The sequence below is a fragment of the Flavobacterium chungangense LMG 26729 genome (assembly GCF_000735715.2).
Lineage (GTDB): Bacteria > Bacteroidota > Bacteroidia > Flavobacteriales > Flavobacteriaceae > Flavobacterium > Flavobacterium chungangense.
The window spans coordinates 1-23,509 of the sequence record NZ_JASY01000001.1; the positions used below are offsets into that span (position 1 = coordinate 1).

General features: G+C 33.6%; 26 protein-coding genes and 1 other RNA gene. 18 read left to right on the top strand and 9 right to left on the bottom strand.

What is annotated here, in order from left to right:
• On the bottom strand, positions 1-1,383 hold a 1,383-nt coding region (locus tag JE46_RS00005; RefSeq protein WP_035136348.1), incomplete at its 3' end, for a hypothetical protein.
• A 582-nt stretch (positions 1,384-1,965) separates the two neighbouring features.
• Here JE46_RS00005 and JE46_RS00010 point away from each other — a divergent pair.
• From JE46_RS00010 to JE46_RS00035, 6 genes are all read left to right on the top strand, one after another.
• Positions 1,966-2,451, top strand: coding sequence for a SixA phosphatase family protein (locus tag JE46_RS00010; RefSeq protein ID WP_031453193.1), 486 nt, complete (start codon positions 1,966-1,968; stop codon positions 2,449-2,451).
• Between the two features lie 5 nt (positions 2,452-2,456).
• Positions 2,457-4,547, top strand: a complete 2,091-nt coding sequence (gene ppk1, locus JE46_RS00015) for a polyphosphate kinase 1 (RefSeq protein WP_031453194.1) — start codon at positions 2,457-2,459, stop codon at positions 4,545-4,547.
• Between the two features lie 27 nt (positions 4,548-4,574).
• Positions 4,575-5,465: a Ppx/GppA phosphatase family protein gene (locus tag JE46_RS00020; protein ID WP_031453195.1), complete on the top strand. Its 891-nt coding sequence runs from the start codon at positions 4,575-4,577 to the stop codon at positions 5,463-5,465.
• A gap of 81 nt (positions 5,466-5,546) precedes the next feature.
• Positions 5,547-6,128: a TMEM175 family protein gene (locus JE46_RS00025; protein WP_031453196.1), complete on the top strand. Its 582-nt coding sequence runs from the start codon at positions 5,547-5,549 to the stop codon at positions 6,126-6,128.
• Positions 6,129-6,138: 10 nt separating this feature from the next.
• Positions 6,139-6,699, top strand: a complete 561-nt coding sequence (locus tag JE46_RS00030) for a Crp/Fnr family transcriptional regulator (RefSeq protein WP_031453197.1) — start codon at positions 6,139-6,141, stop codon at positions 6,697-6,699.
• A 54-nt stretch (positions 6,700-6,753) separates the two neighbouring features.
• Positions 6,754-7,332 carry an NAD(P)H-dependent oxidoreductase gene (locus tag JE46_RS00035; protein WP_031453198.1) on the top strand — a complete coding sequence of 193 codons (579 nt, stop codon included), beginning with the start codon at positions 6,754-6,756 and terminating at the stop codon, positions 7,330-7,332.
• 36 nt (positions 7,333-7,368) lie between these two features.
• Here the strand turns inward: JE46_RS00035 and JE46_RS00040 are convergent, their stop codons facing one another.
• Positions 7,369-7,713 carry a DNA polymerase III gene (locus tag JE46_RS00040; RefSeq protein ID WP_078228781.1) on the bottom strand — a complete coding sequence of 115 codons (345 nt, stop codon included), beginning with the start codon at positions 7,711-7,713 and terminating at the stop codon, positions 7,369-7,371.
• A gap of 82 nt (positions 7,714-7,795) precedes the next feature.
• On the opposite strand from JE46_RS00040, the gene JE46_RS00045 reads away from it, so the two are divergent.
• Complete coding sequence (locus tag JE46_RS00045; RefSeq protein ID WP_031453200.1) at positions 7,796-8,023, top strand: hypothetical protein; 228 nt, start codon at positions 7,796-7,798, stop codon at positions 8,021-8,023.
• A gap of 10 nt (positions 8,024-8,033) precedes the next feature.
• Here JE46_RS00045 and dnaX read toward each other — a convergent pair whose 3' ends face one another.
• The gene (gene dnaX, locus JE46_RS00050; RefSeq protein WP_031453201.1) at positions 8,034-9,119 is read right to left on the bottom strand and encodes a DNA polymerase III subunit gamma/tau; all 1,086 of its coding nucleotides are present in this window, start codon (positions 9,117-9,119) and stop codon (positions 8,034-8,036) included.
• A 61-nt stretch (positions 9,120-9,180) separates the two neighbouring features.
• Positions 9,181-9,747, bottom strand: coding sequence for a hypothetical protein (locus tag JE46_RS00055; protein WP_031453202.1), 567 nt, complete (start codon positions 9,745-9,747; stop codon positions 9,181-9,183).
• A gap of 329 nt (positions 9,748-10,076) precedes the next feature.
• Between JE46_RS00055 and JE46_RS23955 the strand changes: the two genes are divergently transcribed.
• From JE46_RS23955 to JE46_RS00065, 3 genes are all read left to right on the top strand, one after another.
• Positions 10,077-10,238, top strand: coding sequence for a hypothetical protein (locus tag JE46_RS23955; protein WP_157505820.1), 162 nt, complete (start codon positions 10,077-10,079; stop codon positions 10,236-10,238).
• A 157-nt stretch (positions 10,239-10,395) separates the two neighbouring features.
• Positions 10,396-10,878 carry a hypothetical protein gene (locus tag JE46_RS00060; protein WP_031453203.1) on the top strand — a complete coding sequence of 161 codons (483 nt, stop codon included), beginning with the start codon at positions 10,396-10,398 and terminating at the stop codon, positions 10,876-10,878.
• A gap of 8 nt (positions 10,879-10,886) precedes the next feature.
• A complete protein-coding gene (locus JE46_RS00065; protein WP_031453204.1) occupies positions 10,887-11,336 on the top strand; it encodes a nuclear transport factor 2 family protein in 450 nt (149 codons plus the stop codon).
• Between the two features lie 273 nt (positions 11,337-11,609).
• On the opposite strand, the gene JE46_RS00070 is transcribed toward JE46_RS00065, so the two are convergent.
• Positions 11,610-11,903, bottom strand: a complete 294-nt coding sequence (locus tag JE46_RS00070) for an SH3 domain-containing protein (RefSeq protein WP_031453205.1) — start codon at positions 11,901-11,903, stop codon at positions 11,610-11,612.
• A gap of 121 nt (positions 11,904-12,024) precedes the next feature.
• Here JE46_RS00070 and rnpB point away from each other — a divergent pair.
• Positions 12,025-12,354: RNase P RNA component class A (rnpB, locus tag JE46_RS03080), an RNA gene on the top strand.
• 29 nt (positions 12,355-12,383) lie between these two features.
• Complete coding sequence (locus JE46_RS00075; protein ID WP_031453206.1) at positions 12,384-13,643, top strand: cation:dicarboxylate symporter family transporter; 1,260 nt, start codon at positions 12,384-12,386, stop codon at positions 13,641-13,643.
• A 108-nt stretch (positions 13,644-13,751) separates the two neighbouring features.
• Here JE46_RS00075 and JE46_RS00080 read toward each other — a convergent pair whose 3' ends face one another.
• Positions 13,752-13,946, bottom strand: coding sequence for a hypothetical protein (locus JE46_RS00080; protein WP_008467912.1), 195 nt, complete (start codon positions 13,944-13,946; stop codon positions 13,752-13,754).
• A gap of 172 nt (positions 13,947-14,118) precedes the next feature.
• On the opposite strand from JE46_RS00080, the gene JE46_RS00085 reads away from it, so the two are divergent.
• Positions 14,119-14,778 (top strand): hypothetical protein, encoded by a 660-nt coding sequence (locus tag JE46_RS00085; protein ID WP_031453207.1) that lies wholly within the window; start codon positions 14,119-14,121, stop codon positions 14,776-14,778.
• 76 nt (positions 14,779-14,854) lie between these two features.
• Here JE46_RS00085 and JE46_RS00090 read toward each other — a convergent pair whose 3' ends face one another.
• Both JE46_RS00090 and JE46_RS00095 read right to left on the bottom strand, forming a co-directional pair.
• Positions 14,855-15,460, bottom strand: coding sequence for an RsmD family RNA methyltransferase (locus JE46_RS00090; protein WP_031453208.1), 606 nt, complete (start codon positions 15,458-15,460; stop codon positions 14,855-14,857).
• Positions 15,457-16,278, bottom strand: a complete 822-nt coding sequence (locus tag JE46_RS00095; protein WP_031453209.1) for a DUF3822 family protein — start codon at positions 16,276-16,278, stop codon at positions 15,457-15,459. Before JE46_RS00095 ends, JE46_RS00090 begins: the two co-directional genes overlap by 4 nt.
• Before the next feature lie 382 nt (positions 16,279-16,660).
• Between JE46_RS00095 and JE46_RS00100 the strand changes: the two genes are divergently transcribed.
• From JE46_RS00100 to JE46_RS00120, 5 genes are all read left to right on the top strand, one after another.
• Positions 16,661-18,070 carry an ATP-dependent DNA helicase gene (locus tag JE46_RS00100; protein WP_031453210.1) on the top strand — a complete coding sequence of 470 codons (1,410 nt, stop codon included), beginning with the start codon at positions 16,661-16,663 and terminating at the stop codon, positions 18,068-18,070.
• A 42-nt stretch (positions 18,071-18,112) separates the two neighbouring features.
• On the top strand, positions 18,113-18,640 hold the full coding sequence (locus tag JE46_RS00105; RefSeq protein ID WP_031453211.1) for a hypothetical protein: 528 nt from the start codon (positions 18,113-18,115) through the stop codon (positions 18,638-18,640).
• Positions 18,637-19,467, top strand: a complete 831-nt coding sequence (ygiD, locus tag JE46_RS00110) for a 4,5-DOPA-extradiol-dioxygenase (RefSeq protein WP_031453212.1) — start codon at positions 18,637-18,639, stop codon at positions 19,465-19,467. The genes JE46_RS00105 and ygiD overlap by 4 nt, the downstream gene beginning before the upstream one ends.
• Before the next feature lie 94 nt (positions 19,468-19,561).
• Positions 19,562-20,296 (top strand): 3-deoxy-manno-octulosonate cytidylyltransferase, encoded by a 735-nt coding sequence (gene kdsB / locus JE46_RS00115; RefSeq protein ID WP_031453213.1) that lies wholly within the window; start codon positions 19,562-19,564, stop codon positions 20,294-20,296.
• Between the two features lie 7 nt (positions 20,297-20,303).
• Positions 20,304-20,684, top strand: coding sequence for a hypothetical protein (locus JE46_RS00120; RefSeq protein ID WP_031453214.1), 381 nt, complete (start codon positions 20,304-20,306; stop codon positions 20,682-20,684).
• Between the two features lie 341 nt (positions 20,685-21,025).
• Here the strand turns inward: JE46_RS00120 and JE46_RS00125 are convergent, their stop codons facing one another.
• Complete coding sequence (locus JE46_RS00125) at positions 21,026-23,437, bottom strand: alpha-ketoacid dehydrogenase subunit alpha/beta (RefSeq protein ID WP_031453215.1); 2,412 nt, start codon at positions 23,435-23,437, stop codon at positions 21,026-21,028.
• Between the last annotated feature and the right edge of the window lie 72 nt (positions 23,438-23,509).

Genomic DNA, 23,509 nt, shown 5'->3' on the forward strand with positions numbered 1-23,509 from the left:
ACAGGAACCTGCTACAAAGCTTCCGCTTGTTTTGGTGTAGGTTACTGTTCCTCCACAATTATCGGTAGCTATTGGAGCTGTAGCCTGAGCTGTTGCCAAACCGGAAAGATCACTACATTGTAAAGTTACATTTAAGGCATTTGCTGTCGTTGTCCATGTTGGTGCCGTTGTGTCGTTAACAGTAACTATTTTTTCACAAGTAGAACTGCATCCATTTAAAGTAGTAGTTAATAATAATTTAAACGTTGTATTACAAGTAGAACCAGCTAAAACAGTTACGTTTTGTGCATTTGCAGCAGATGTGATTGTAGCGCCATTTGCAGTTGCTAAAGGCAAAGACCACGCATAAGTAGTCATATTGGCTGGAGCCGTATAAACATTAGAAGAAGACAAACATACAGGACCAGAAGTACCAGCAATAGAACAGCCAGTAGGAGCATTTACCGTTATGGTTGCTTGACTTGTAGCAATCTCATTTCCTGAGCATAAACCTGAATTAGAAAATATTGCTCTGAATAATGTAGTTTCTGTTAAATTACCTGTGTTATAAGCTGTTAAACCAGCAGTATTAGGGATATCTACCCACACTGAAAATGGAGCAACAGATGATTGCCACTTACTTACAGTAGAATTAGCATTGAGACCGGTTATTGTTAAAGCGCTGCTAGCTCCTGAACAAATAGTTGCGTTTGGTCCAACTGTTCCTTTTAGTGGAATTCCAAAAGTAAGCGGGGTATTAATACATTGACTTGAATTAGGTGAGTTCCCGCTAACAGATGCTAATTTTGTAATATTGATTATACCAGGGTTATTTGGATCACAAATATTAATTCCCAAACTTCCAAAAGGAATATTAAACTCTAAAAATGTAGCGCCAGAATTACAATTGGCGTTACCAGCCTGCGCAGCAAGGCCTGGAGGGATAACGTTAGTTTGAGTTTTAACATTTCCATTTCCTGTATATAAAGTAAAGCCATTTCCGTTAGAATTAATCTCTAGGATATATTCAGCACCAGCTACACTAATGGTACCTCCAAATGAGTCTGATGTTAATCCGGTCAAAGGATTATTATTGGTATCTAAGTACAATCTAAAAAGTGCTGAACCACCATTACCAATGTCCATACCTAATCTTAATACTTGATTTTGAGTGTCAACTTTAGCGTGAATCGTTCCAATTTGACACGTTGAAGAAGGACTAGCTAATAATAGTGTGCTATAAACAGTGCCAGTTGCATACTCATCACCAACTGTACTGGGGCCTGGGCAGTAATCTCCATCATACGTATTTTGAGAATAGCCATTTGTAATAAACATTAAAAGTAACGCTATCAAAACGCCTTTAATATTAATGTTTTTAAAAAAATAAGTAATGATTTCCATAATCTCTAATTTTATTAAGTTAGGATTAAAATGTTTTGACTTCTTGTTTTTTAAATTGAATTTTTGGGGATATTCGATTAAAAAACATTTTAGATTTATAGATTTGGAATAATGTAGTGTTGTGATTATCTCAAATTTTTAACAGAAAATCTATGAATCAAAATTATATAGATTGGTTTAATTATATTTTTTTTATCTGTAACTAACCTGAAAAAACGTTTAAGTGCGTTTTTTTTGTTAAATAACTCACGTAAATTGTCTTTTTTAAAAGAATTATAACAAGAATAAAATGGTTTTTGTATTTTTTTTATTCCTGTTTTTAAATTCTATTTTTGTTTTAACTAATTTGTAATCAGGTATTTATAGATTAAAACCTTGTGTTTTCATAAAATCGATAAAGGGATAATTTTAACAGATGAACAACACTTTTTTTTGAACCCAAAAAATCATTCTTCTTAATTTCCTAATAAAATTTATCCAAAATGTTAACAGAATAAAAAAAACGTAGCCTATTGAAATTTCTTTTGTAAATTAGGAATTGAATAATTCTATTGGTATCTACATTTAAAAATATCCTTATTTATGAAAAATTTAATCTTAATACGTCATGCAAAATCAAGTTGGGAAGCTCCTTTAAAGGATTTTGACAGACCATTAATGAAACGAGGGATTTTAGATGCCCATAGCGTTTCAGGAGCTATTTCAAAATATCTCCCAAAAACTTATATTATCTGGAGCAGTACTGCAGCAAGAGCTTCAGAAACGGCAATAATTTTCGCACAGAATTTATCTTATCCAATAGAAAGTATTTTATTCAGAGACGAATTGTACACTTTTGACGACAGACATCTTGAAAAAGTTATTAAATCATGTGATAATAGTTTAGAAAGCGTTATTCTTTTTGGACATAACGAGGCTATTACAAATTTTGTTAATAAATTTGGAGATGTTTTTATAGATAATGTTCCAACTTCTGGTTTTGTATCATTACAATTCGATTCAGAAAGCTGGGATTCTATAAATAAAGGCATAACCCATAAAACAATTTTCCCCAAAGATTTAAAATAAATAACGTGCACGAACAGAAATATATCGACAGAGAAAAAAGCTGGTTAGCATTTAATGCAAGAGTACTTCAGGAAGCAGGAGATAATACAGTTCCTCTTTTAGACAGACTGCGTTTTGTTGGAATTTTTTCAAACAATTTAGATGAGTTTTTCAGAGTTCGATATGCTGCAATCCGCAGATTGAGCCTTTCAGGTATTTCCGGCGAAAAATATTTAGGAGGTATTTCTGCTCATCAGTTAATTAAAGATATTACTGAAATCGTAATTCAGCAGCAATCTGAAAGTTTACGTATTCTAAGTAATATCGAAGCAGAACTGGAGGCTGAAAATATTTTTATCATTACCGAGGATGAAATTACAAAAGAGCAGGAAAATTATTTGAAAGACTTTTTTGTTCAAAAATTAAGCCCTGAATTAGTAACGATTATTTTGAATGATTTAGCAGAATTCCCTGTTCTTAAAGATACTTTAGGATATTTGGCAGTTCGATTAGAAATGAATAAAAATGACGAAATTCGTTATGCCGTAATCGAAATACCAAAGACAATTAACAGGTTCGTTGTATTGCCTTCAGATGATGAGAAGCATTATGTCATTTTAATTGATGATGTTATTCGACATAACCTCAAAAATATTTTTAATATATTCGATTATAAAAGTGTTTCGGCACACATGATCAAAATCACACGTGATGCTCAGTTAGACATAGATAGTGATTTGAGTAAGAGTATGCTTGAGAAAATTGCAACTTCTGTTAAAGACAGGCGAATTGGTGAGCCGGTTCGTTTTATTTACGACAGTCAAATTGAAGAAGATACTTTACGTTTCTTTTTGGATAAAATGAAAATCGTAGAAACAGATAGTATAATTCCGGGTGGAAGATATCACAATCGTCGTGATTATATGAATTTTCCTAATTTAGGAAGATACGATTTACTTTATAAACCAAATGAACCATTACCTATACCGGGTTTAAGTTTAGGAGGAAGTATTCTAGAGAAAATCAGTAAGAAAGACTATATGTTACACGCTCCATATCAGTCATTTTCTTACCTGACAAAGTTTTTGCGGGAAGCAGCATTAGATCCAAAAGTTACCAGCATAAAAATCACTTTATATCGTTTGGCAAAAAATTCTCAAATTATCAGTTCCTTGATAAATGCGGCCAAGAATGGTAAAAAAGTGATAGTTCAAATCGAACTTCAGGCACGTTTTGATGAAGCCAGCAATATCTCATATGCAGAACAAATGCAAACAGAAGGTATTGAGCTTATTTTTGGAATTAAAGGCTTAAAAGTACACAGCAAAATTTGTGTAATCGAAAGAGTTGAAGACGAAAAAACACGTCGTTACGGCTTTATATCTACAGGTAATTTTAATGAAGCTACCGCTAAAATTTATACAGATGTAACTCTTTTTACCTGTAATCAGGGAATTTTGAAGGATATTTCGAAAATATTCGAATTTTTTGACATCAATTACAGGGTTCATCGTTACAAACATTTAATTGTTTCACCTCATTATACACGAAGCAAGTTTATTAAGCTTATAGACCGTGAGATCTTACATGCTTTGGCAGGTAGAAAAACACATATAAAGCTGAAAATGAATAGTTTGTCTGATTTTAAAATGATCGATAAATTATATGAAGCAAGTAATGCAGGAGTAAAAATTCAGCTTCAGGTAAGAGGAATTTGTTCTTTGATCCCCGGAATTCCCGGAATGAGCGAGAATATTGAGGCAATCAGCATCGTTGATAATTACCTCGAACATACAAGGGTTTATATTTTTGGAAATGCCGGATTAAACGAAGTATACATATCATCTGCCGATTTTATGACAAGAAATCTCGATGGAAGAGTAGAAGTTACGTGTCCAATTTATGATTTGTCTATTAAAAAAGAGCTGATAGATAATTTTAATATTGCTTGGAAAGGGAATGTAAAAGTGAGATATCATTCTTATAAATTAGATAATAAATATAAGGCCCGAAATCATCATGCTCCTTTTAGGGCACAACTGGAAACATATAAGTATTACCAAAATAAAATAGAAATAGCTGAAGAAGCTATTCAGAAAACAAACTTAACGACATAAAATTTAAATTTCAAATCATAAGTGAGCATGATTAAAATAAAAAAATATGCAGCAATAGATATCGGTTCGAATGCCATGAGGCTCCTGATATCGAATGTTGTAGAACAAGAAGGCAAAGAGCCTCAGTTTAATAAAAGTTCACTTGTTCGTGTGCCGATACGTCTAGGGCAGGATGCCTTTACAGTTGGTGAAATTTCGGCAGAAAATATAGACAGAATGGTTGATGCCATGAAAGCATTTAACCTTTTAATGAAAGTTCATAAAGTAGAAAGATATATGGCTTTTGCAACTTCAGCAATGCGAGAGGCTTATAATGCTAAGGAAGTTGTAGAGTTGATTAAGAAAAAAGCAGATATAAAAATTGAAATTATAGATGGAAAAAAAGAAGCGGCGATTATTGCTTCGACAGATTTGCATCATTTGCTTAGAACTGACCAAACTTATCTTTTTGTGGATGTAGGTGGCGGAAGTACCGAATTTACGCTGTTCTCTGATGGAAAAATGATTAATTCGAGATCATTTAAAGCAGGAACAGTTCGTTTGCTGAATAATATGGTTCATGATGTGGTTTGGGATGAGATTGAAAAATGGATCAAAGCAAATACCAAAGATTATGAAGAAGTTACCCTTATTGGTTCAGGAGGGAATATCAATAAATTATTTAAAATGTCAGGAAAGCAACAGGAAAAACCGCTTTCATACATATACATCAATTCACAATATGCCTTTTTAAATTCGTTAACTTACGAGCAAAGAATTGCTGAATTAGGTCTGAATTCTGACCGTGCCGACGTAATTATACATGCAACACGTATTTATCTGAATGCGATGAAGTGGAGTGGTGCCCGCCAGATTTATGTTCCAAAAATTGGACTTTCTGACGGAATCGTAAAAGCAATGTATTACGGTAAAATTTAAACTAAAAAGACACACGCCACAGATTTTGTAATAATAGGAATCTGTGGTAAAATCATAATTCTTAGAAATAGTATTTTATAAATGAACAAAACTAGACTTGAGGCCTTTAGCGATGGCGTATTAGCTATTATTATCACCATTATGGTTTTAGAGATCAAAGTACCTCACGGTCATGAGTTTGCTGATTTAAAACCGCTTATCCCAAAATTTTTGAGTTACATTCTAAGCTTTATTTACGTGGGAATTTACTGGAATAACCATCATTATTTGCTACATAGTTTGTCTAAAGTAAACGCAAAAATTCTTTGGGCAAATATGCATTTGTTATTTTGGCTTTCCTTAATTCCGGTGGCTACAGGATGGATGGGTGAACACAAATTTGCGCAGGCATCTATGACTTTATACGGAGCAGTTTTGTTTTTATCCGCAGTAGCTTATTTTATTTTGCAGAGGGTCATAATTATGAATGAAGGAAAAAATTCGGTTCTGGCAAAGGCGATAGGCAATGATTTAAAAGGAAATGCTTCTGCTGTTTTATATCTCATTGGTATTCTTTGTTCTTTTTACAGTGAATGGTTCTCAGGTGCCGCTTATTTATCGGTAGCTTTATTATGGCTGGTTCCGGATAAAAGAATAGAAAAAATTTTTACATCAAAAAAATAATTAAAATTTGATGAAAGCTATTTTTCAGTCAATCCGGAATTTTTCTTCAGAAGAATTAAATCTTTTAGACCATTTAATTACGTTTAGGACACTCAGAAAAGGTGATTTTCTATTGACGGAGAATCAGGTTTGCAACGAAATTGTTTTCATCAAAAAAGGAATTCTTCGTTCTTTTTTTGTTAATCATAAAGGAGATGAAATTACAAATTGTTTTGCTTTTGAAAATGAATTTATGGCATCGTTTGCCAGTTTTATCACCAAAGAAAAAGCAGAAGAAAATATTCAGGCTTTAACCGATACAGAATTGCAGGTTCTGGATCGTAAAGCTTTGGAAACCCTCTACGAGTCGGGTTCTAATTGGCAGGAAGCAGGTAGAAAATTGACCGAAACAGAGTTTATAAATCTAAATAAAAGAATGATTTCTTTTCAGAAATTATCTGCTGCACAGCGATATGAAGAACTTTATAAGAATCATCAAAAATACCTGCAGTTGATTCCACTTCAATTTTTGGCTTCTTATTTAGGAATCACACCAAGACATTTGAGCCGGGTTCGTAAGGCAATTTTATAGACATTTGTCCTGAAGATTTAATTAGTGTGTTAGTATTTTTGAAAAAAGACTAACATGAAAAAAATACTAATTATAAACGGACATCCAAATCCCTACAGTTTTAATTTTGCTATAGCAGAGCAGTACCAAAAAGGGGGACTTGCTTCTGGTGCAAATGTAGAAACCATTACAATTGCGTCTCTAAATTTTAATCCCAACCTGCAATTTGGCTATCAAAAACGAACAGAATTAGAACCTGATTTATCAGATGCCTGGAAAAAAATTCAAAATGCAGATCATTTGGTCTGGATTCATCCAGTTTGGTGGGGAGGTCTGCCGGCAATTACAAAAGGATTTATCGATCGCTTATTTTTACCCGGAATGGCATTTCAATATCGGGAAAATTCAGTTTGGTGGGATAAGCTCTTAAAAGGAAAGACTGCTCATATCATTACTACTTTAGATCAGCCCGGATGGTATTACCGATTTGTTTATGCAAGACCAAGTGTTAATCAGTTAAAGAAATGCATACTGCAGTTTTGTGGTGTTAAGCCAGTAAAAGTAAGTTATATCGGCATCATAAAAACTGCTGATGAAAAGCAAAGAGAAAAATGGTTGCAAAAAGTCTACACTTACGGATTAAGAAATAAATAGGTGTTGTTGAAAGAAATATATAATATAAAAAATGGATTAACCAGGTAAATCTAATCCAAAGGTTGAACGTAAAAGTTCAATGTTTGGGTTGATTTCTAATAATCGGTTGTAGCGGTCCTGATCGTTTAAGTTTCTTTTGGTTTCAACAGTTTCATTTACAATTACTTCAATTGTGATGTCGTGATTATGTAAATGTCCTTTTAAATGTCCTAAAAGTCCGTTAATCTGGCTTTCAAAATCTAATTTAGAACCTTCATTGGGCAATTCAAGTGTAATTACTGTTCCGTTTAATTTTGGATCGTTAATTAGTAATAACGACTCCATAATTTTGAAACCTTTTTCACCCAAACGCTGAGCATATTTGTTCCAGTGCAAAAGCATATCAGTTTCAGAAAATTCTTCTGTAAGCAGAACTGAAGAAGGCTTTATGTAGGATTTACTTTGTACCTCAAGCTCTTTTTTCTTGCGGATACTTGCCAGAGAAAAAGCAGAAACTTTAGGTTCACTGCTAACTTCAGGTTTTGCATCGACAGGAGTTTGTGATGCTGGAATTTCAGCTGTTTCTACTTTTTGCGGAGTTACAGCTTCTAAATTTTCAACTTTAGGTATAGGAATTTCAGTTTCAGCAGGACGACTTTGGACTTTCGACTTTGGACTTTCGACTATTGAATACCCTCCATTTTTAAAATAAACGGGCGGAATTATGAATTGCTCAACTTTTTTTTTTCTCCATCAAAGTTGATAGAGGCCAATTGCATCAAACATAATTCGACCAAAAGACGCTGATTTTGGCTTAATTTATATTTTAAATCACAATCGTTTGCAATGTCAATTCCTTTAAGTAAAAAATCCTGAGAACATTTTTGAGACTGAACTCCGTACATTTGTTGTGCCTGTTCCCCAACTTCCAGTAAAGCTACGGTTGAAGGTGTTTTACTCACCAGTAAATCTCTAAAGTGAGAAGCAAGCCCTGCAATAAAATGATGTCCGTCAAAACCTTTTGAAAGTATGTCATTGTAAGCAAGCAAAAGTTCCGGGATTTTATTCTCTAAAAGTAAGTCGGTAATTGAGATATAGGTTTCGTAATCTAAAACATTTAGGTTTTCGGTTACGGCTTGTCTTGTCAGGTTTGTACCGCAGTAAGAAACGACACGGTCAAAAATTGATAAAGCATCACGCATTGCACCATCAGCTTTTTGAGCGATAATGTGTAAAGCATCGTCTTCAAAATTGATGCCCTGACTGGCAGCAACATCAGCTAAATGTTCTTTAGCATCTTTTACCGTAATCCTTTTGAAATCAAAAATCTGGCAACGTGATAAAATCGTCGGAATGATTTTATGTTTTTCTGTTGTTGCTAAAATAAAAATAGCATGTTTTGGCGGTTCTTCTAATGTTTTCAGGAAGGCGTTAAAAGCCGCCGAAGACAACATATGAACCTCGTCAATAATGTAGACTTTGTATTGCCCTGTCTGGGGCGGGATTCTAACCTGATCGATAAGACTTCGAATGTCATCAACCGAGTTGTTTGAAGCAGCATCTAACTCAAAAACGTTAAAAGCAAAATCTTCGTTTGGATCATCATATCCGGGCTGGTTTATTTTTCTGGCCAGGATACGGGCGCAGGTCGTTTTACCAACTCCACGCGGTCCGGTGAACAAAAGAGCCGAAGCCAAGTGATTGCTTTCAATGGCATTTAGCAAAGTGTTTGTAATGGCTTTTTGCCCCACAACATCCTTAAAGGTCTGCGGGCGGTATTTACGGGCCGATACTACAAATTGTTCCATATTCTGTTTTATTCGATAGCAAATATATGATTTTTGTTCCGTTGTTTAAAGTCGATTTTGGTTATTTAGCGAAATTCTTTTTCTTCAAAATAACAAAGATTAAAACTAGAAATAATACGATGTTGACAATCAAAGAAATGATAATGTATTTACTATAGGGTTCTATTTTCGACTCCGTTTTTTCTTTTTCCAATTTTTGATTTTCTAAAGATTTATATATTCTTAATTTTTCTAATTGATAAATCCAATCTTGTAAATTTCGATTTTCAAATTTCAAATCCCAAGCATAAAAAGACAATGATTTTATTTGATCATCTGTCTTTTGAGAAATTTTGATTTCTGGCGGAGGAGGCATAGAGTCACTTCCATAGGGTTTAAATCCAGTACTTGGAGAACAACCGCTCAACTCAATAGTTTTGTCATCATTGAAATTAGCATAAACAATCCAAAGTTGTTTTATTGATGGAATACATGAGCAATTTCCCAAGTATTTTTGCGTAATGAATTGAGAATTATATTTTCCTTTAAACAGTTCTATGATTCTAAAAGTATAAGTTCTCTTTATTGAATCTACTTTTATAACTTCTCCGTAAAATACGATTTCATATTTTAATCCTGTTTCTACCATATTTTCCCGATCAATTGGTTTGCATTCGCAGGAAAACGAATCATTATAAAAACATAAAAACAGTAAAAGGAAAAAGTATTTTAGTTTCATAGTTTGATTTTTTATACAATAATAGCATTTTTATGCTTTTTATCCATTATTTGTAGCTCTACATATTTAATAAATAAAAAGGATTACTTTTAACGTTAATAAGAAGGGATATTTTTAAAATTGACATCTATTAGGCTAAAAAATACTGACTACCCTGAATAGTTACTTTTGCAATTTTTTACATATAGTTTTTATTTTGACCGAATTAATATTTTATAGTTTTTTAATCATAAAATTAGATGGAAATATATTCTCAGGAACATTTTGAAAAAATGCAGATGATGTGCAGGTATTTCGAGTCGCATTCAAAAGTCAATGAATTGTATTTGCCTGAATTTACTATATCGAAATCGATAAATGATGTAATTGAATATGAAGAGAATAATGTTGAAGGTATATAGAAGATTTTGAAATTATTTGCTGAAATTGAATATTTGGAATATCAGGATGATGTACACTGGCTCGATTATAAAATACATGTTATAGGTGTGTTAAGAGAAAATGGTTTCAGTGGAAATCAAATTATAATCAAAACAAAAAACATTAATTAATTCTTTTATGCAACAATACAATTACCAAAACAATATTCTAAATCTAAAAGTAAAAAAATCTCCAATCTTAGTTCGGGCAGTAATGTTTGGGTTAGCTTTTTGTTTTTTTGTTTTTCCTGTATTAGGAGTAATTTCTGCTATTGCAGACGGGAGTGGATTACATTTTGGTTATTTTTTAGCAATAGGAATATTTTCTCTTATAGGATTTTATACATTACGAATTTCTTTATGGAATACGTATGGCGAAGAAACTTTTCAAATAACAGAAAATAAAATCATTTACGAAGCCAATTATGGCTGGTTTAAAGATGGAAAAAAGGAAACTTTAATTTCAAATCCAAACTATTTTTCTGTACAGGCAGGATATGAAGAGGACAACGAATCGGTTTTGGTTATTGCTTCTGAGGAATCGAAAATAGAGTCGGTGGTAAAAATGCCAACAGTGCAGTTGGAGGAATTAATTATGATTTTGAAAAAAAATAAATTTTAAAAATATAGATGAAAAAATATCTGTTAATACTAGCTGTTGTATGTTGTTTCTTTAAAATCCAAGCCCAAACCGCTCAGGATACATTAGATATTAAGCGTGTAGCTTTAGCTTATATTGAGTCACAGCATAATCCTAATCCAAAATTGATGGAAGGCGCTTTGCATCCCAGAATGGTTAAAAGATCGGTTTTTAGAAGTAAGGCAGCGAAGAAAGATTATATTTCAGAGTATTTTGCCGAAAATATGGTGATACTTGCTGAAACTTATAATGTAAAAGGAGATAAGTTTCCGAAAAATCCAAGAAAGGAAATTAAGTTACTGGATGTTTCGGCTAAAACGGCATCGGTAAAATTACTTGCAGATACCTGGATTGATTATATGCATATTGTGAAAACCAATGGCGAATGGAAAATTATAAATGTGCTTTGGCAGTATAATGATGTTTCGCAGCATGATTAAACAGGTTTTAAGCAGAGGAGACAATAAGATTTACGCAAAGTTTGCGAAGGTTAATTTTTTATGTCATTTCTTTAAAAGCACATATTTCGATTACGTTTAAAGAAATGACATAGGTTATAAAATGTTGTTGTTTCTTTGATTTTGAAAACCATAATTTTCTTTTGAGAGCTAAAGCCCTAGCCCTGATGGGAACGACATCCTTTTGTGCCCGTCCCGATAGCTATCGGGAGGCGCAAAAGATACAGTGGACAGCAGGAGACAGCTCCTGAAAAATCACCTTCCTTTTATGCTCAAATCGAATAGAAATTTTGCGGTTTCCTGATCTGAGTGTGTAGAAAAGCCTGCTACATAAACACCCTTTTTGCCCGAATTCGATTTAATTCCGTATACAACTGCCTCATCGCCAGGGTCTGATTCCCCTTCGTATCGATACACATGAACAATTTCAAATTTCTCAGGATTCTTTTTAATCATGTCTGCATTTCGATTAAAATCACAGGTGAATCCTTTTTCATTCAATTGATCTAAAGCTTTTGAAACAGTTGCGTAATGATACATTTTAGCCATAATAAATGAATTTAAAATTAAGGATTTTAAAGATAACCAATTTAAAATTAAAACATTGCGAATTAAAAGGAAATCTAAAATCTAAAATTATTATTGTTAGTTTATAAATCGCTACTTTTGCGCCGCAGACCGCCTTATCGTCGTCTCGTCTTATGATGAGAGGGAGGAAAGTCCGGACACCACAGAGAAGCATAGCGGGTAACACCCGTCGGCGTTAGAAATGGCGCAAGGACAAGTGCAACAGAAAGTATGTACAGGTAATGCTGTAGTGAAACCAGGTAAACTCTATGCGGTGAAATACCAAGTATATCAGCATTTAAGGGCTTCTCGTCCGTTGTTGAAGGGTAGGTAGCTTGAGTCTCGCAGTAATGCGGGATCTAGATAAATGATAAGGTATTGTTTCGTTTCGATGAAACAAGAACAGAATCCGGCTTACAGGTCTGCATTTTTTATATATTTGTGAGCAACTAACTTACTTTCATGAATATATCAACTCCAAAACCTTCATCTTCAAAAAACAAGAAATCTTTTTTTCGGGCTGTCATTACGAATCTCACTTTCTGGGTTTTAGTCGCTATTATTGCGGGTATTTTATTAGGACATTTTTCGCCGGAAAAAGGTATAAAAATGGAGAAAATCGGTAAAGGATTTATTGATCTTATCAAGATATTTATTGGCCCGATTATATTTTTGACAATCGTTTTGGGAATTTCAGGAATGGGAAACTTAAAGAAAGTAGGGCGAATAGGCGTGAAGGCTCTGGCCTATTTTGAAGTGGTTTCGACAGTTGCCCTGGCAATTGGTGTAACGATTGCTTATTTTTTTCAGCCTGGAAAAATTGATAAATCGGGGTTAGCGATTGGCGATGCAAGTCAGTATACAAAAGGTGCAGCAGAAAATTTTTCATGGCTGCAGTTTTTTCTTTCGAATTTTACTTTGCAGGTCTTACTGGCTGCAATTGTTTGTGGAATAGCATTAAATTTTTATCAAAAAAGAGAACAGACAATCCTGATTCTTGAACGGGTTTCGAATGTCGTATTTACAGGTTTGAAATATGTGATGTATTTGGCTCCAATTGGTGCTTTTGGCGGAATGGCGTATACAATTGGTAAATTTGGTCTCGAGACATTGATTCCGCTTGGTAAATTGATGCTTTGTGTTTATTTGACGATGGCTTTGTTTGTGTTTTTGATTTTGGGAAGCATTCTGAAGTATTATAAAATCAGTATTCTTTCGATTTTAAAATATATTAAAGAAGAACTCCTATTGGTTTTGGGGACGTCATCATCTGAAGCTGCACTGCCAAGTATTATGATGAAGCTGGAACGTATGGGCTGTAGTAAATCGGTAGTTGGTTTGGTTATTCCGACAGGTTATTCTTTTAATTTGGATGGTACTTCGATTTATTTGTCGATGTCGGTTATTTTCCTCGCTCAGTTATACGATGTGCATTTGAGTTTTTTCGAGATTCTGACCGTTATCGGAATTTTGATGATTACTTCCAAAGGTGCGGCGGGTGTTACCGGAAGCGGATTTATAGTTTTGGCCTCGACTTTAACGGCAATCCATAAAATTCCTGTAGAAGGTCTGGCATTTTTACTTGGAGTGGATAAATTTATGAGTGAAGCCAGGGCGATTACAAATTTAATAGGAAATACCGTGGCGACGATTATTATCTCAAAAACAGAACGTGATTTTACAGATCTGAATCTGGAAACTACTGTAGAAGCAGTACTTTAAAAAATTGGCTGTCATTTATTGTTTCTCGCAGATTATGCTGATTGAGTAGATAAAACATCGTTTATATCTGCGAGAAATAATTTTTGATTTTTAGTTTTTCGTAAAAAACTACGATTCGTCTTTTGTTGTACGTACCAGGCTAATTCCTGACATAAAAAATACAATTCCAAGTATGCCATAAATAATTAGTGACTTGATATCCCTTGTTTCGCCAGATGTACCGGCAAATATGACAGCTGTATAAATCAGGCCTACAATACCAAGAATGGTAAGTAAACCTCCGAAAAATCTTTTTAGGTTCATGGTAATATGTTTTTAAGGTTTACTACAAATTTATCTTAGAATTGCTAATTGTTGTTATACAATTGTTTTAGAAGCTTATATGATTTCAGGATAATTCCTGAGAAAATGTTTTGCGTTTTATTATTAGTGTTGTTTAAATCTTACTTTTGCTGCGATTAATTTTAAAGTCCAGATGAAAGGAAACATTTTTATTTATTTTATTTTATTTACAGCCTTAAATAGTACCGCACAAGAATTGCGTCCTTTTGTTGGAATTGGAGGTTTTGTTCATTTGTATTCGTTTGAAAAAGATTTACAATCATCTACTGCATTAAGTCTTTCAGCAGGTTTAGAATATAAAGTAGCCGGTTTTTTATCACCGGAAATAGAAGTGAATTATATGTATGGCAAGTATAAAGATAACGTAGATTCAATTGATTTAGGAAATGTTATAAGTGCTACTGACAGATCATTCTCTACTGTAAATTTTAGTTTCTGTCCTAAAATACTTTTGGGTGATCATGAAGATCCCTACGGTGGTTATATACAAATACTTCCAAAGTATATGTACTCATTAATTAATGTCAGAGAAACTAGTGGTAATAATACAATAGGTTCTCGAATAACCGAAAGAAGTTTATCCGTTTCATCCCATAATTTCGGATTGGGTGCAGGAGTTGTTATTAATTTTGACACCTGGTATTCAAATTCTTTAGCAATCAACGTATGTTATAATACTATTCGCGTTTCTAACTCTTTTGATAAATTAAATCCAGGAAAAGAACCTACAGATAATATGGGGGTTTATGGAGTAGAATTTAAATATTATTTTGGAGTAAAAAGACTTAAGTAGTCTGTTTTGTATGTTTAGTTTTTGGGTAATTATAAAGCAACTAATTTATTTTCATTACCCTAAGTAAACATACAAATTATCCTTCATCATCTTCTGTGTCTTTTGCTGATAAATTGCCCGGAAGTTCTTCATCGTCATCTGTTGAATTCAATTCAAAGAAACTAAAAAAGGAACCGCCATAACTTTTCTGAAAAGAAAAATTACTCAAATGATCCATTTTGGTATACTTAGAATGTTCTATAATCATCATTCCGTCTTCATGAAGTAATTCTCTTTCGAAAACTGTCAGAACAATTTTTTCAAAAGCAGCCTGATCTAATCCGTAAGGCGGATCGGCAAAAACAATATCATAGGAAGTTTTGCAGTTCTCTAGAAATTTATAAACATCACTTTTGGTTGCAGCAATATTAAAATCATATTCTGATGCAACTTGTTTGATAAATTTTACGCACCCAAAATCGCCATCAACAGATGTAATTGGGGCGCTTCCGCGTGAAGCAAATTCATAACTGATATTGCCGGTTCCTGAAAATAAATCCAAAACCTTTAAGCCATCAAAACTAAAATGATTGTTCAAAACATTAAATAATGCTTCTTTGCTCATGTCAGTCGTTGGTCTTACAGGAAGGTTTTTTGGCGGAAAAATGCGGCGTCCTTTGTATTTTCCAGAAATGATTCTCATGATTGAAATAAGATATAATGTTTTTGATTCTCGGCAGTTGTGAAGCTGTTTTTTTGTTGCAAAGGGCTTACATCCAAAAAGGATACATTTCGAATGTACTTATAAGCAATGGCATAAAATGGGTCATTTTTATTAATAGTACCCAATAATTCGAGTGGAAAAACTTCCGGATTTAAACTCAATTGCTCGGCTGTAAAAAGTAAATAATAAATAAAATCTTCCGGGGTCTGATATTCAAAAGAATTGAATAACAGTAGTTTTTGATTTTGAACTACAATAATTTCAAAATAATCGGGATTAAAATTGACGATCATCTTTTTGTTATCATTATTCTTTGAGGCTTCAAGAATTTTTTCGACCAAAATACTGTTAACATGTTTATAATCAAACGATCCAACATTGTCAATCAGGAAGTTATTGATGTTTACATACGGAATGTATACAGCATTCATTTCGTAATTTGAAATTTTATCGTAAGTAAAAAAATCGGTTTCAAAAACTTTTGTAGTGTATTGTAAATAACTCCCCATATAATCCTCATCAAAAAGTGCGGAAGGGACAAAAGTCGAAAGATTGTTATTATGAATGACCATAATTTCGTCATAAGAATCCTTTAGTTCCGGAAATTTTTTAAAAGCTTCTGCATAAGATTCTTCTATTGTAATTGTCTTTTTTGAAGTGTTAAATTGAACTTCATTAAACGTAGTGATAGTATTATTCAATGTATCGAAACAACAAAAAGAAAAACCAGACAGGGAAACCTGAATAGAAAGTTTTTTATAAAGTTTTGATGTAATATTGGTGCTTTGAAATGCCATAATTTTATTTACGATCCTTGCCTGTTGCAGTTTCAGGGAAAAATTTAATTCGAACACAAACTTACAAATAAAATAAATAACAATATCAATGTCAAAAATCAATGTCAATGTCAAAATGCAATATCAAAAGTCAATGTCAAAAGTCAATGTCAAAAGTTAATTTCAAAAAGCTAAATTAATTCTAATGTTTTTCCGTAAAAATTAAATATCTAAAATGATTAAATTTAATTTCAAACTTGATATTGGTATAATTTTCAAACTATCAATGCTTTCAGAGTTGTTTCTTGGAGATGTCATTGAATTTTGATATTGCTATTGACATTGATTTTTGACATTGACATTGCCATTTAAAAGAACGTACTTTGTGTTTCAATTTTACCTTATGAATTCAGCATTATTTTATAGTGTTCTGCAAAAAAGATTTCCCTTTGCACCAACTTACAAACAGGATATTTTTTTTCAGAAAATTGCCATTTTTTTAACCGAACCTCAAAACGATACCATTTTTGTACTAAAAGGATATGCCGGAACGGGTAAAACAACCGTGATTTCGACCATTGTAAATAATCTTGGCGATATCAATAAGAAATTTGTTTTGCTGGCGCCAACGGGTCGTGCGGCAAAAGTAATTGCCAATTATTCGAATACACCAGCTTTTACAATTCATAAAAAAATATATTTTCCAAAGAAGTCATCGGGTGGAGGAGTAGCTTTTACCAAACAGGTCAATAAACATAAAAATACCATTTTTATTGTCGATGAGGCATCGATGATTTCAGACAGTTCGCTGGATAGCGGCTCTCTTTTGGATGATTTGATTAATTATGTGTATTCCGGAACCAACTGCAAAATGATTCTTTTGGGAGACACAGCACAGCTGCCTCCGGTAAATTTAGATATTAGCCCGGCTTTGGATATTCAGACTTTGGGAATCCATTATGATAAAGAAATTGAACATATTGAACTGGACGAAGTAATGCGTCAGGAAGAAAGTTCAGGCATTTTATTTAATGCTACCGAATTACGTGAACTATTGAAAGAATCGTTTATTACTGAATTCAGGTTTAATGTCAAGAAGTTTAAAGATATTGTAAGATTAACAGACGGTTACGATATTCAGGATGCAATTAATACCGCATACAGCAATTACAGTATTGAAGACACTGCTTTTATAGTACGTTCTAATAAAAGGGCAAATCAGTACAATGAACAGATCCGAACCCGAATATTGTTTAAAGAAAGCGAACTTTCGGTGGGAGATTTTTTGATGGTGGTAAAGAATAATTATTTCTGGCTAAAAGAAACCGATGAAGCCGGATTTATTGCGAATGGAGATATTATTGAGGTTCTGGAACTTTTCGGAATCAAAGAGTTATACGGATTTACTTTTGCAAAAGTCAAAATCAGAATGGTCGATTATCCGGATCAGAAACCTTTTGAAACGGTTTTACTGTTGGATACTATAAAAAGTGAATCGCCGTCTTTAACGTATGAAGAGTCAAATCGTTTGTATGAAGAAGTGATGAAGGACTATGAAGACGAACCAACTAAGTACAAAAGATTCCAAAAAGTAAAAGAGAACGAATATTTTAATGGACTGCAGGTTAAATTTTCTTACGCCATAACCTGTCACAAATCTCAGGGAGGACAGTGGAATACTGTTTTTATAGAACAGCCATATCTCCCAAACGGAATAGACCGTGACTACATCAGATGGCTTTATACCGCTATGACACGTGCCAAAAATAAGCTATATTTGATAGGATTTAAAGATGAGAGTTTTGAAGAATAGTTTTATTAGCCACGAATTCACGAATTTTATTTCAGTTGTAAAATGAAAAGAATCACATTAATCATTTTATTAATAAGTTTCAGTTGTTGTGAAAAACATCAAGAAAAAAAAGCTGTTTTAAAGAATAAGGCCGTAGATTTTTTTGATCCAATTTATTTAGGAGCTTCTGGCGTAGATGCCAATTTTAAAATTAGTGCTTCTTTTAGTGAATGTGGAGGTCACCAAGAAGACTTGAAGATATTTTCTAAAGAAACTAATTATAAAGATTATTTCCTGAATTATACCAAAACCAGTATTGATTGTGATAAGCAGGATTCAAAAGGGCTTAATTTGCAAACAATAGTTGTTCAAAAAACAATAAAACTTACAGAATCTGATAAAGAATCTATAATTTCATACATGAAAAGGATGATTGAAGCTAAGGTTAAGGAAAGATTTCCTGGGCATTCAGGAGATTCGTTTTCAATAGTAAATGCTGATTCAACTTTGGTAATTAAAGTTTATGATAGTAATTCTAATAACCTGAAAAGCTATAATCATTTGTTAAGTGATTTAAAACTAAAACAATGACAACACTAAACGATTTACATTCGATTTCGTCAACGTTTTCGAATACAGATAAAATGCCGGTTTTGTTTCTTGGACATGGAAGCCCGATGAATGCTATTGAAGAAAATCAGTTTGTGACCGGTTTTCGTAATCTGGCCAAAACGTTGCCGCAGCCCAATGCAATATTGTGTGTTTCGGCACATTGGTTTACCAACGGTACAAAAGTGACTTCGATGCAGATGCCAAGAACAATTCATGATTTTGGAGGTTTTCCGCAGGCGCTTTTTGATGTGCAGTATCCTGCAAAAGGAAGTCCTGAACTGGCTTTGGAAACCCAGGAAATATTAGATCCGGTTTTGGTCGATTTAGACGAACACTGGGGTTTAGATCATGGAGCTTGGAGCGTAATTAAACATTTGTATCCAAATGCTGATGTTCCGGTAATTCAGTTGAGTATTGATTATACCAAATCAGGTCAGTATCATTTTGAACTGGCAAAGAAATTACAATCACTTCGTTATAAAGGCGTTTTGATTATTGGAAGCGGTAATATAGTTCATAATTTACGATTGGTTGATTTCAGGAATTTTGATAAAGACAATTATGGTTTCGACTGGGCGATTGAAGCTAGAGAAACGGTGAACAATTATCTGTTAGACGGAAATTTTCAACCCTTGATTGATTTCGAAAAAATGAGTAAAGCGGTGCAATTGGCAATTCCGACTCCGGATCATTATTTACCTTTGCTCTATACTTTAGGATTAAAAGACAAAACTGATGAATTGGATTTGTTTAATGATAAGTTATTAGCCGGTTCGTTGAGTATGACTTCCGTAAAAATCATGTAAAAAAAACTTTGTGAATCTCTGTGAAAGAGTTATTACACAAAGTTGCACAAAGATTTCACAAAGGCTCACTAATAAAAAAATTAAAAGATATAAAATGAAAATAATAGCTGTAATTCCGGCACGATATGCATCAACACGTTTCCCTGCAAAACTAATGCAGGACCTTGGTGGTAAAACGGTAATTTTAAGAACGTACGAAGCTTCTGTTGCTACAAAATTATTCGACGATGTATTTGTCGTAACCGATTCTGATTTAATATTTGATGAAATTGTTTCGAATGGCGGAAAAGCCATTATGAGTATCAAAGAGCATGAATCAGGAAGTGACCGAATTGCAGAAGCTGTTGCAAATCTTGATGTTGATATCGTGGTGAATGTGCAAGGTGATGAACCTTTTACAGAAGTAGGACCTTTACAACAGGTTTTGTCGGTATTTAAAAATGATGAAGATAAAAAGATTGATCTGGCTTCGTTAATGCGTGAAATCACTGATGAGGACGAAATCAACAATCCGAACAATGTAAAAGTAGTGGTAGATCAGTCGCAGTTTGCCTTGTATTTTTCACGTTCTGTAATTCCATATCCGAGAGATAAGGATGCTGGCGTGCGTTATTTTCAGCACATCGGAATTTATGCATTTAGAAAACAGGCTTTATTGGATTTCTACAGCCTGCCAATGAAGTCATTGGAAGCTTCTGAAAAACTGGAACAGCTACGTTATTTAGAATTCGGTAAAAAAATTAAAATGGTCGAAACAACCCATGTAGGAATTGGGATCGATACGGTTGAAGATTTGGAAAAGGCGAGGGGTATATTGGGTTTTAAATAATTAAAATATGAAAATAAAATTCATTGTTCTATTAATATTGTTTTTTACAAATATTGCTTTTTCACAAGAAAAAAAATGTTTCGATTTTAAGGTAGGAACGTTTTCATATAACAATCCAATTTATAAAAAATATAAAGTAATTAGAAAAGAAACAGTTCAGATAGAAACTGATACTGTTACAGGATTGATATTAGAAGGAGTTGTTGAATGGAAATCAGATTGTCAATACGTACTTACATATACTAAAGTTAGTAATAAAGATCATGAAAAAATTTTAGGGCAAAAAATTAATGTAGATATATCAAATATTTTAGGTAATACATTTGTATGTAAATCTGAAGGATTAGGTATTAAAATGGAATTAGAAATGACTAAAATAAAAGATTAGAATATTAGATCTAATTTTAAATGATAGTGTTTTAATGAAACCGAGTGCCATAGCCCTGATAGACGGTATCCTTTTTATTCGCTTTTTTGAGGATGAAAATATACAAGCGGATAGTAGGAAATAGCTTTTGTAAATTTCAAAAATGAATCAAATCCTATTATTAGTACAATCTTGTCATTTCGACGAAGGAGAAATCTTCTCAAGTAACTATACAATCTAAATCCTCAATCTTTGACGAGCTACTTACGGAGATTTCTCCTTCGTCGAAATGACAAACTTGCATAACAACAAAAAAAGCTTCAAAATTTTGGAGCTTTTTTATATCTGAAATATTCTAAATCTTAGTATAAGTTTGGAAATTTAGAAGGATTAACCTCATTCATCATCTCATAAACTTTCTCAAAAATATCTTCGGCAGAAGGTTTCGAAAAATAGTCACCATCAGTTCCATACGCAGGTCTGTGTGCTTTTGCAGCAAGAGTCTGCGGTTTGCTGTCAAGATATTTGTAAGCATCCTGTTCTTCCAGAATTTGCTGTAAAATAAAGGCTGAAGCTCCACCCGGAACGTCTTCGTCAATTACTAAAAGACGATTTGTTTTGGCGATACTTTTTACAATATCCTTGTTGACGTCAAAAGGTATTAATGACTGAATGTCAATAACTTCACAGTCAATTCCTAATTCTAGTAACTCTCTGGCAGCTTGTTCTACTAATCTTAATGTTGATCCATATGAAACAAGTGTAATATCTGAACCTTCTTTTAGAGTTTCAATAACCCCGATTGGCGTTTTGAATTCACCAAAATTTAAAGGTGTTTTTTCTTTTAAACGGTAGCCATTTAAACATTCGATCACTAAAGCTGGTTCGTCACATTCTAAAAGAGTGTTATAAAAACCTGCAGCCTGAGTCATGTTTCTTGGAACCAAAACGTGGATGCCGCGAATAGCGTTTATAATCATTCCCATTGGAGAGCCGGAGTGCCAGATACCTTCCAGGCGGTGTCCTCGGGTTCTGATAATCAAAGGTGCTTTTTGTTTTCCAACAGTTCTGTATTGCAGCGTTGCCAAATCATCACTCATGATTTGAATAGCGTACAATAAATAATCCAGATACTGAATTTCAGCAATTGGTCGTAAACCCCTTAAGGCCATACCAATTCCCTGACCAATTATAGTCGCTTCACGAATCCCTACATCGGCAACACGAAGTTCTCCATATTTCTCCTGCATTCCTTCTAAGCCCTGGTTTACATCGCCAATATTTCCAACATCTTCACCAAAAATTAATAATTCAGGGTATTTGGTGAATAAGGCGTCGAAATTATCACGAATAATCATTCGTCCGTCTAAATCCGGTTTGGCGTTTTCAGGATATTCCGGAAGTATCTTTTGAACAGAAAATACGTTTTGTTGGGATTCAGAATATAAATTGCTGCTGAATTTTGGCTGTGTAATTGCAATATAATTGGTAATCCAGTTTGATAATAATACTTTACTGTCCGGAATTTCAATGAATCGCAATATTTTTCGTGCAATGACAAGCATTTCTTTTTTTAAAGGAGCTTTGATTGCTTTTAATTCAGAAATGTATTTTTGAATTTTATCTTTATGGTTAATGCTGGCAGCTGAAATTTGTTCTAATAAAGCCAGAAGATTTTTTTGATCTTCAATAATTGGATTAATAAATTGGTTCCACGCTTCTTTTTTAGCTTCATGAACTTCTTTTTTAATTTCAGATTCCATCTCTTCTAATTCTTCAGGAGATGCAATATTAATGGCAATCATCCATAATCGCATCTGGCGAATACAGTCGTAATTTTTTTCCCAACCTAACCTTTCTCCATTTTTATAGCGTTCATGTGAGCCCGAAGTGGAGTGGCCTTGTGGTTGTGTCAGTTCATTCACGTGAATTAAAACCGGAATATGCTGTTCGCGTGCAATGGCACCGGCTCTTTCATAAGTAGAAACCAGTTCGGCATAATCCCATCCTCTTACCCTTAAAATTTCATATCCTTCTGAATCTTCATCTCGCTGATATCCTTTTAGGATTTCAGAGATGTTTTCTTTAGTTGTCTGATGTTTAGCGTGTACAGAAATTCCGTATTCGTCATCCCAAACACTCATTATCATCGGAACTTGTAAAACTCCGGCAGCATTTATTGTTTCAAAAAACAAACCTTCAGAGGTACTTGCATTTCCGATAGTTCCCCAGGCAACCTCATTTCCGTTTACAGAAAATTTATCTTTGATTTTGATTCCGTCAACTTCTCTGTAAATTTTTGAAGCCTGCGCTAATCCCAATAATCTTGGCATTTGTGCAGCTGTAGGAGATATATCTGCGCTTGAATTTTTTTGTTTGGTTAAGTCTTTCCAGGAGCCGTCTTCGTTTAAACTGTGTGTTACAAAGTGCCCGCCCATCTGTCTTCCTGCTGACATTGGGTCAAAGTCTATATCGGTATGGCCATATAATCCTGCAAAAAATTGTTTAGGAGTAAATTCACCAATGGCCATCATAAAAGTCTGATCGCGGTAGTATCCTGAACGAAAATCGCCGTTTTTAAAAGCTTTTGCCATGGCAAGCTGCGGCACCTCTTTACCGTCACCAAATATTCCAAATTTGGCTTTTCCTGTCAATACTTCTTTACGCCCTAAAAGACTGCATTCCCGACTGGTAACTGCAATTTTATAGTCATTTAATACTTCAGTTTTAAAATCCTCGAAGGTTAATGTAGTATTGCTTTTTTCTGTAATCATAATCTGGAATGGTCATGTTTAGGCAGCGAAATTACTCAAAATCTACCAATAATCATAATTGATTAAAATAAA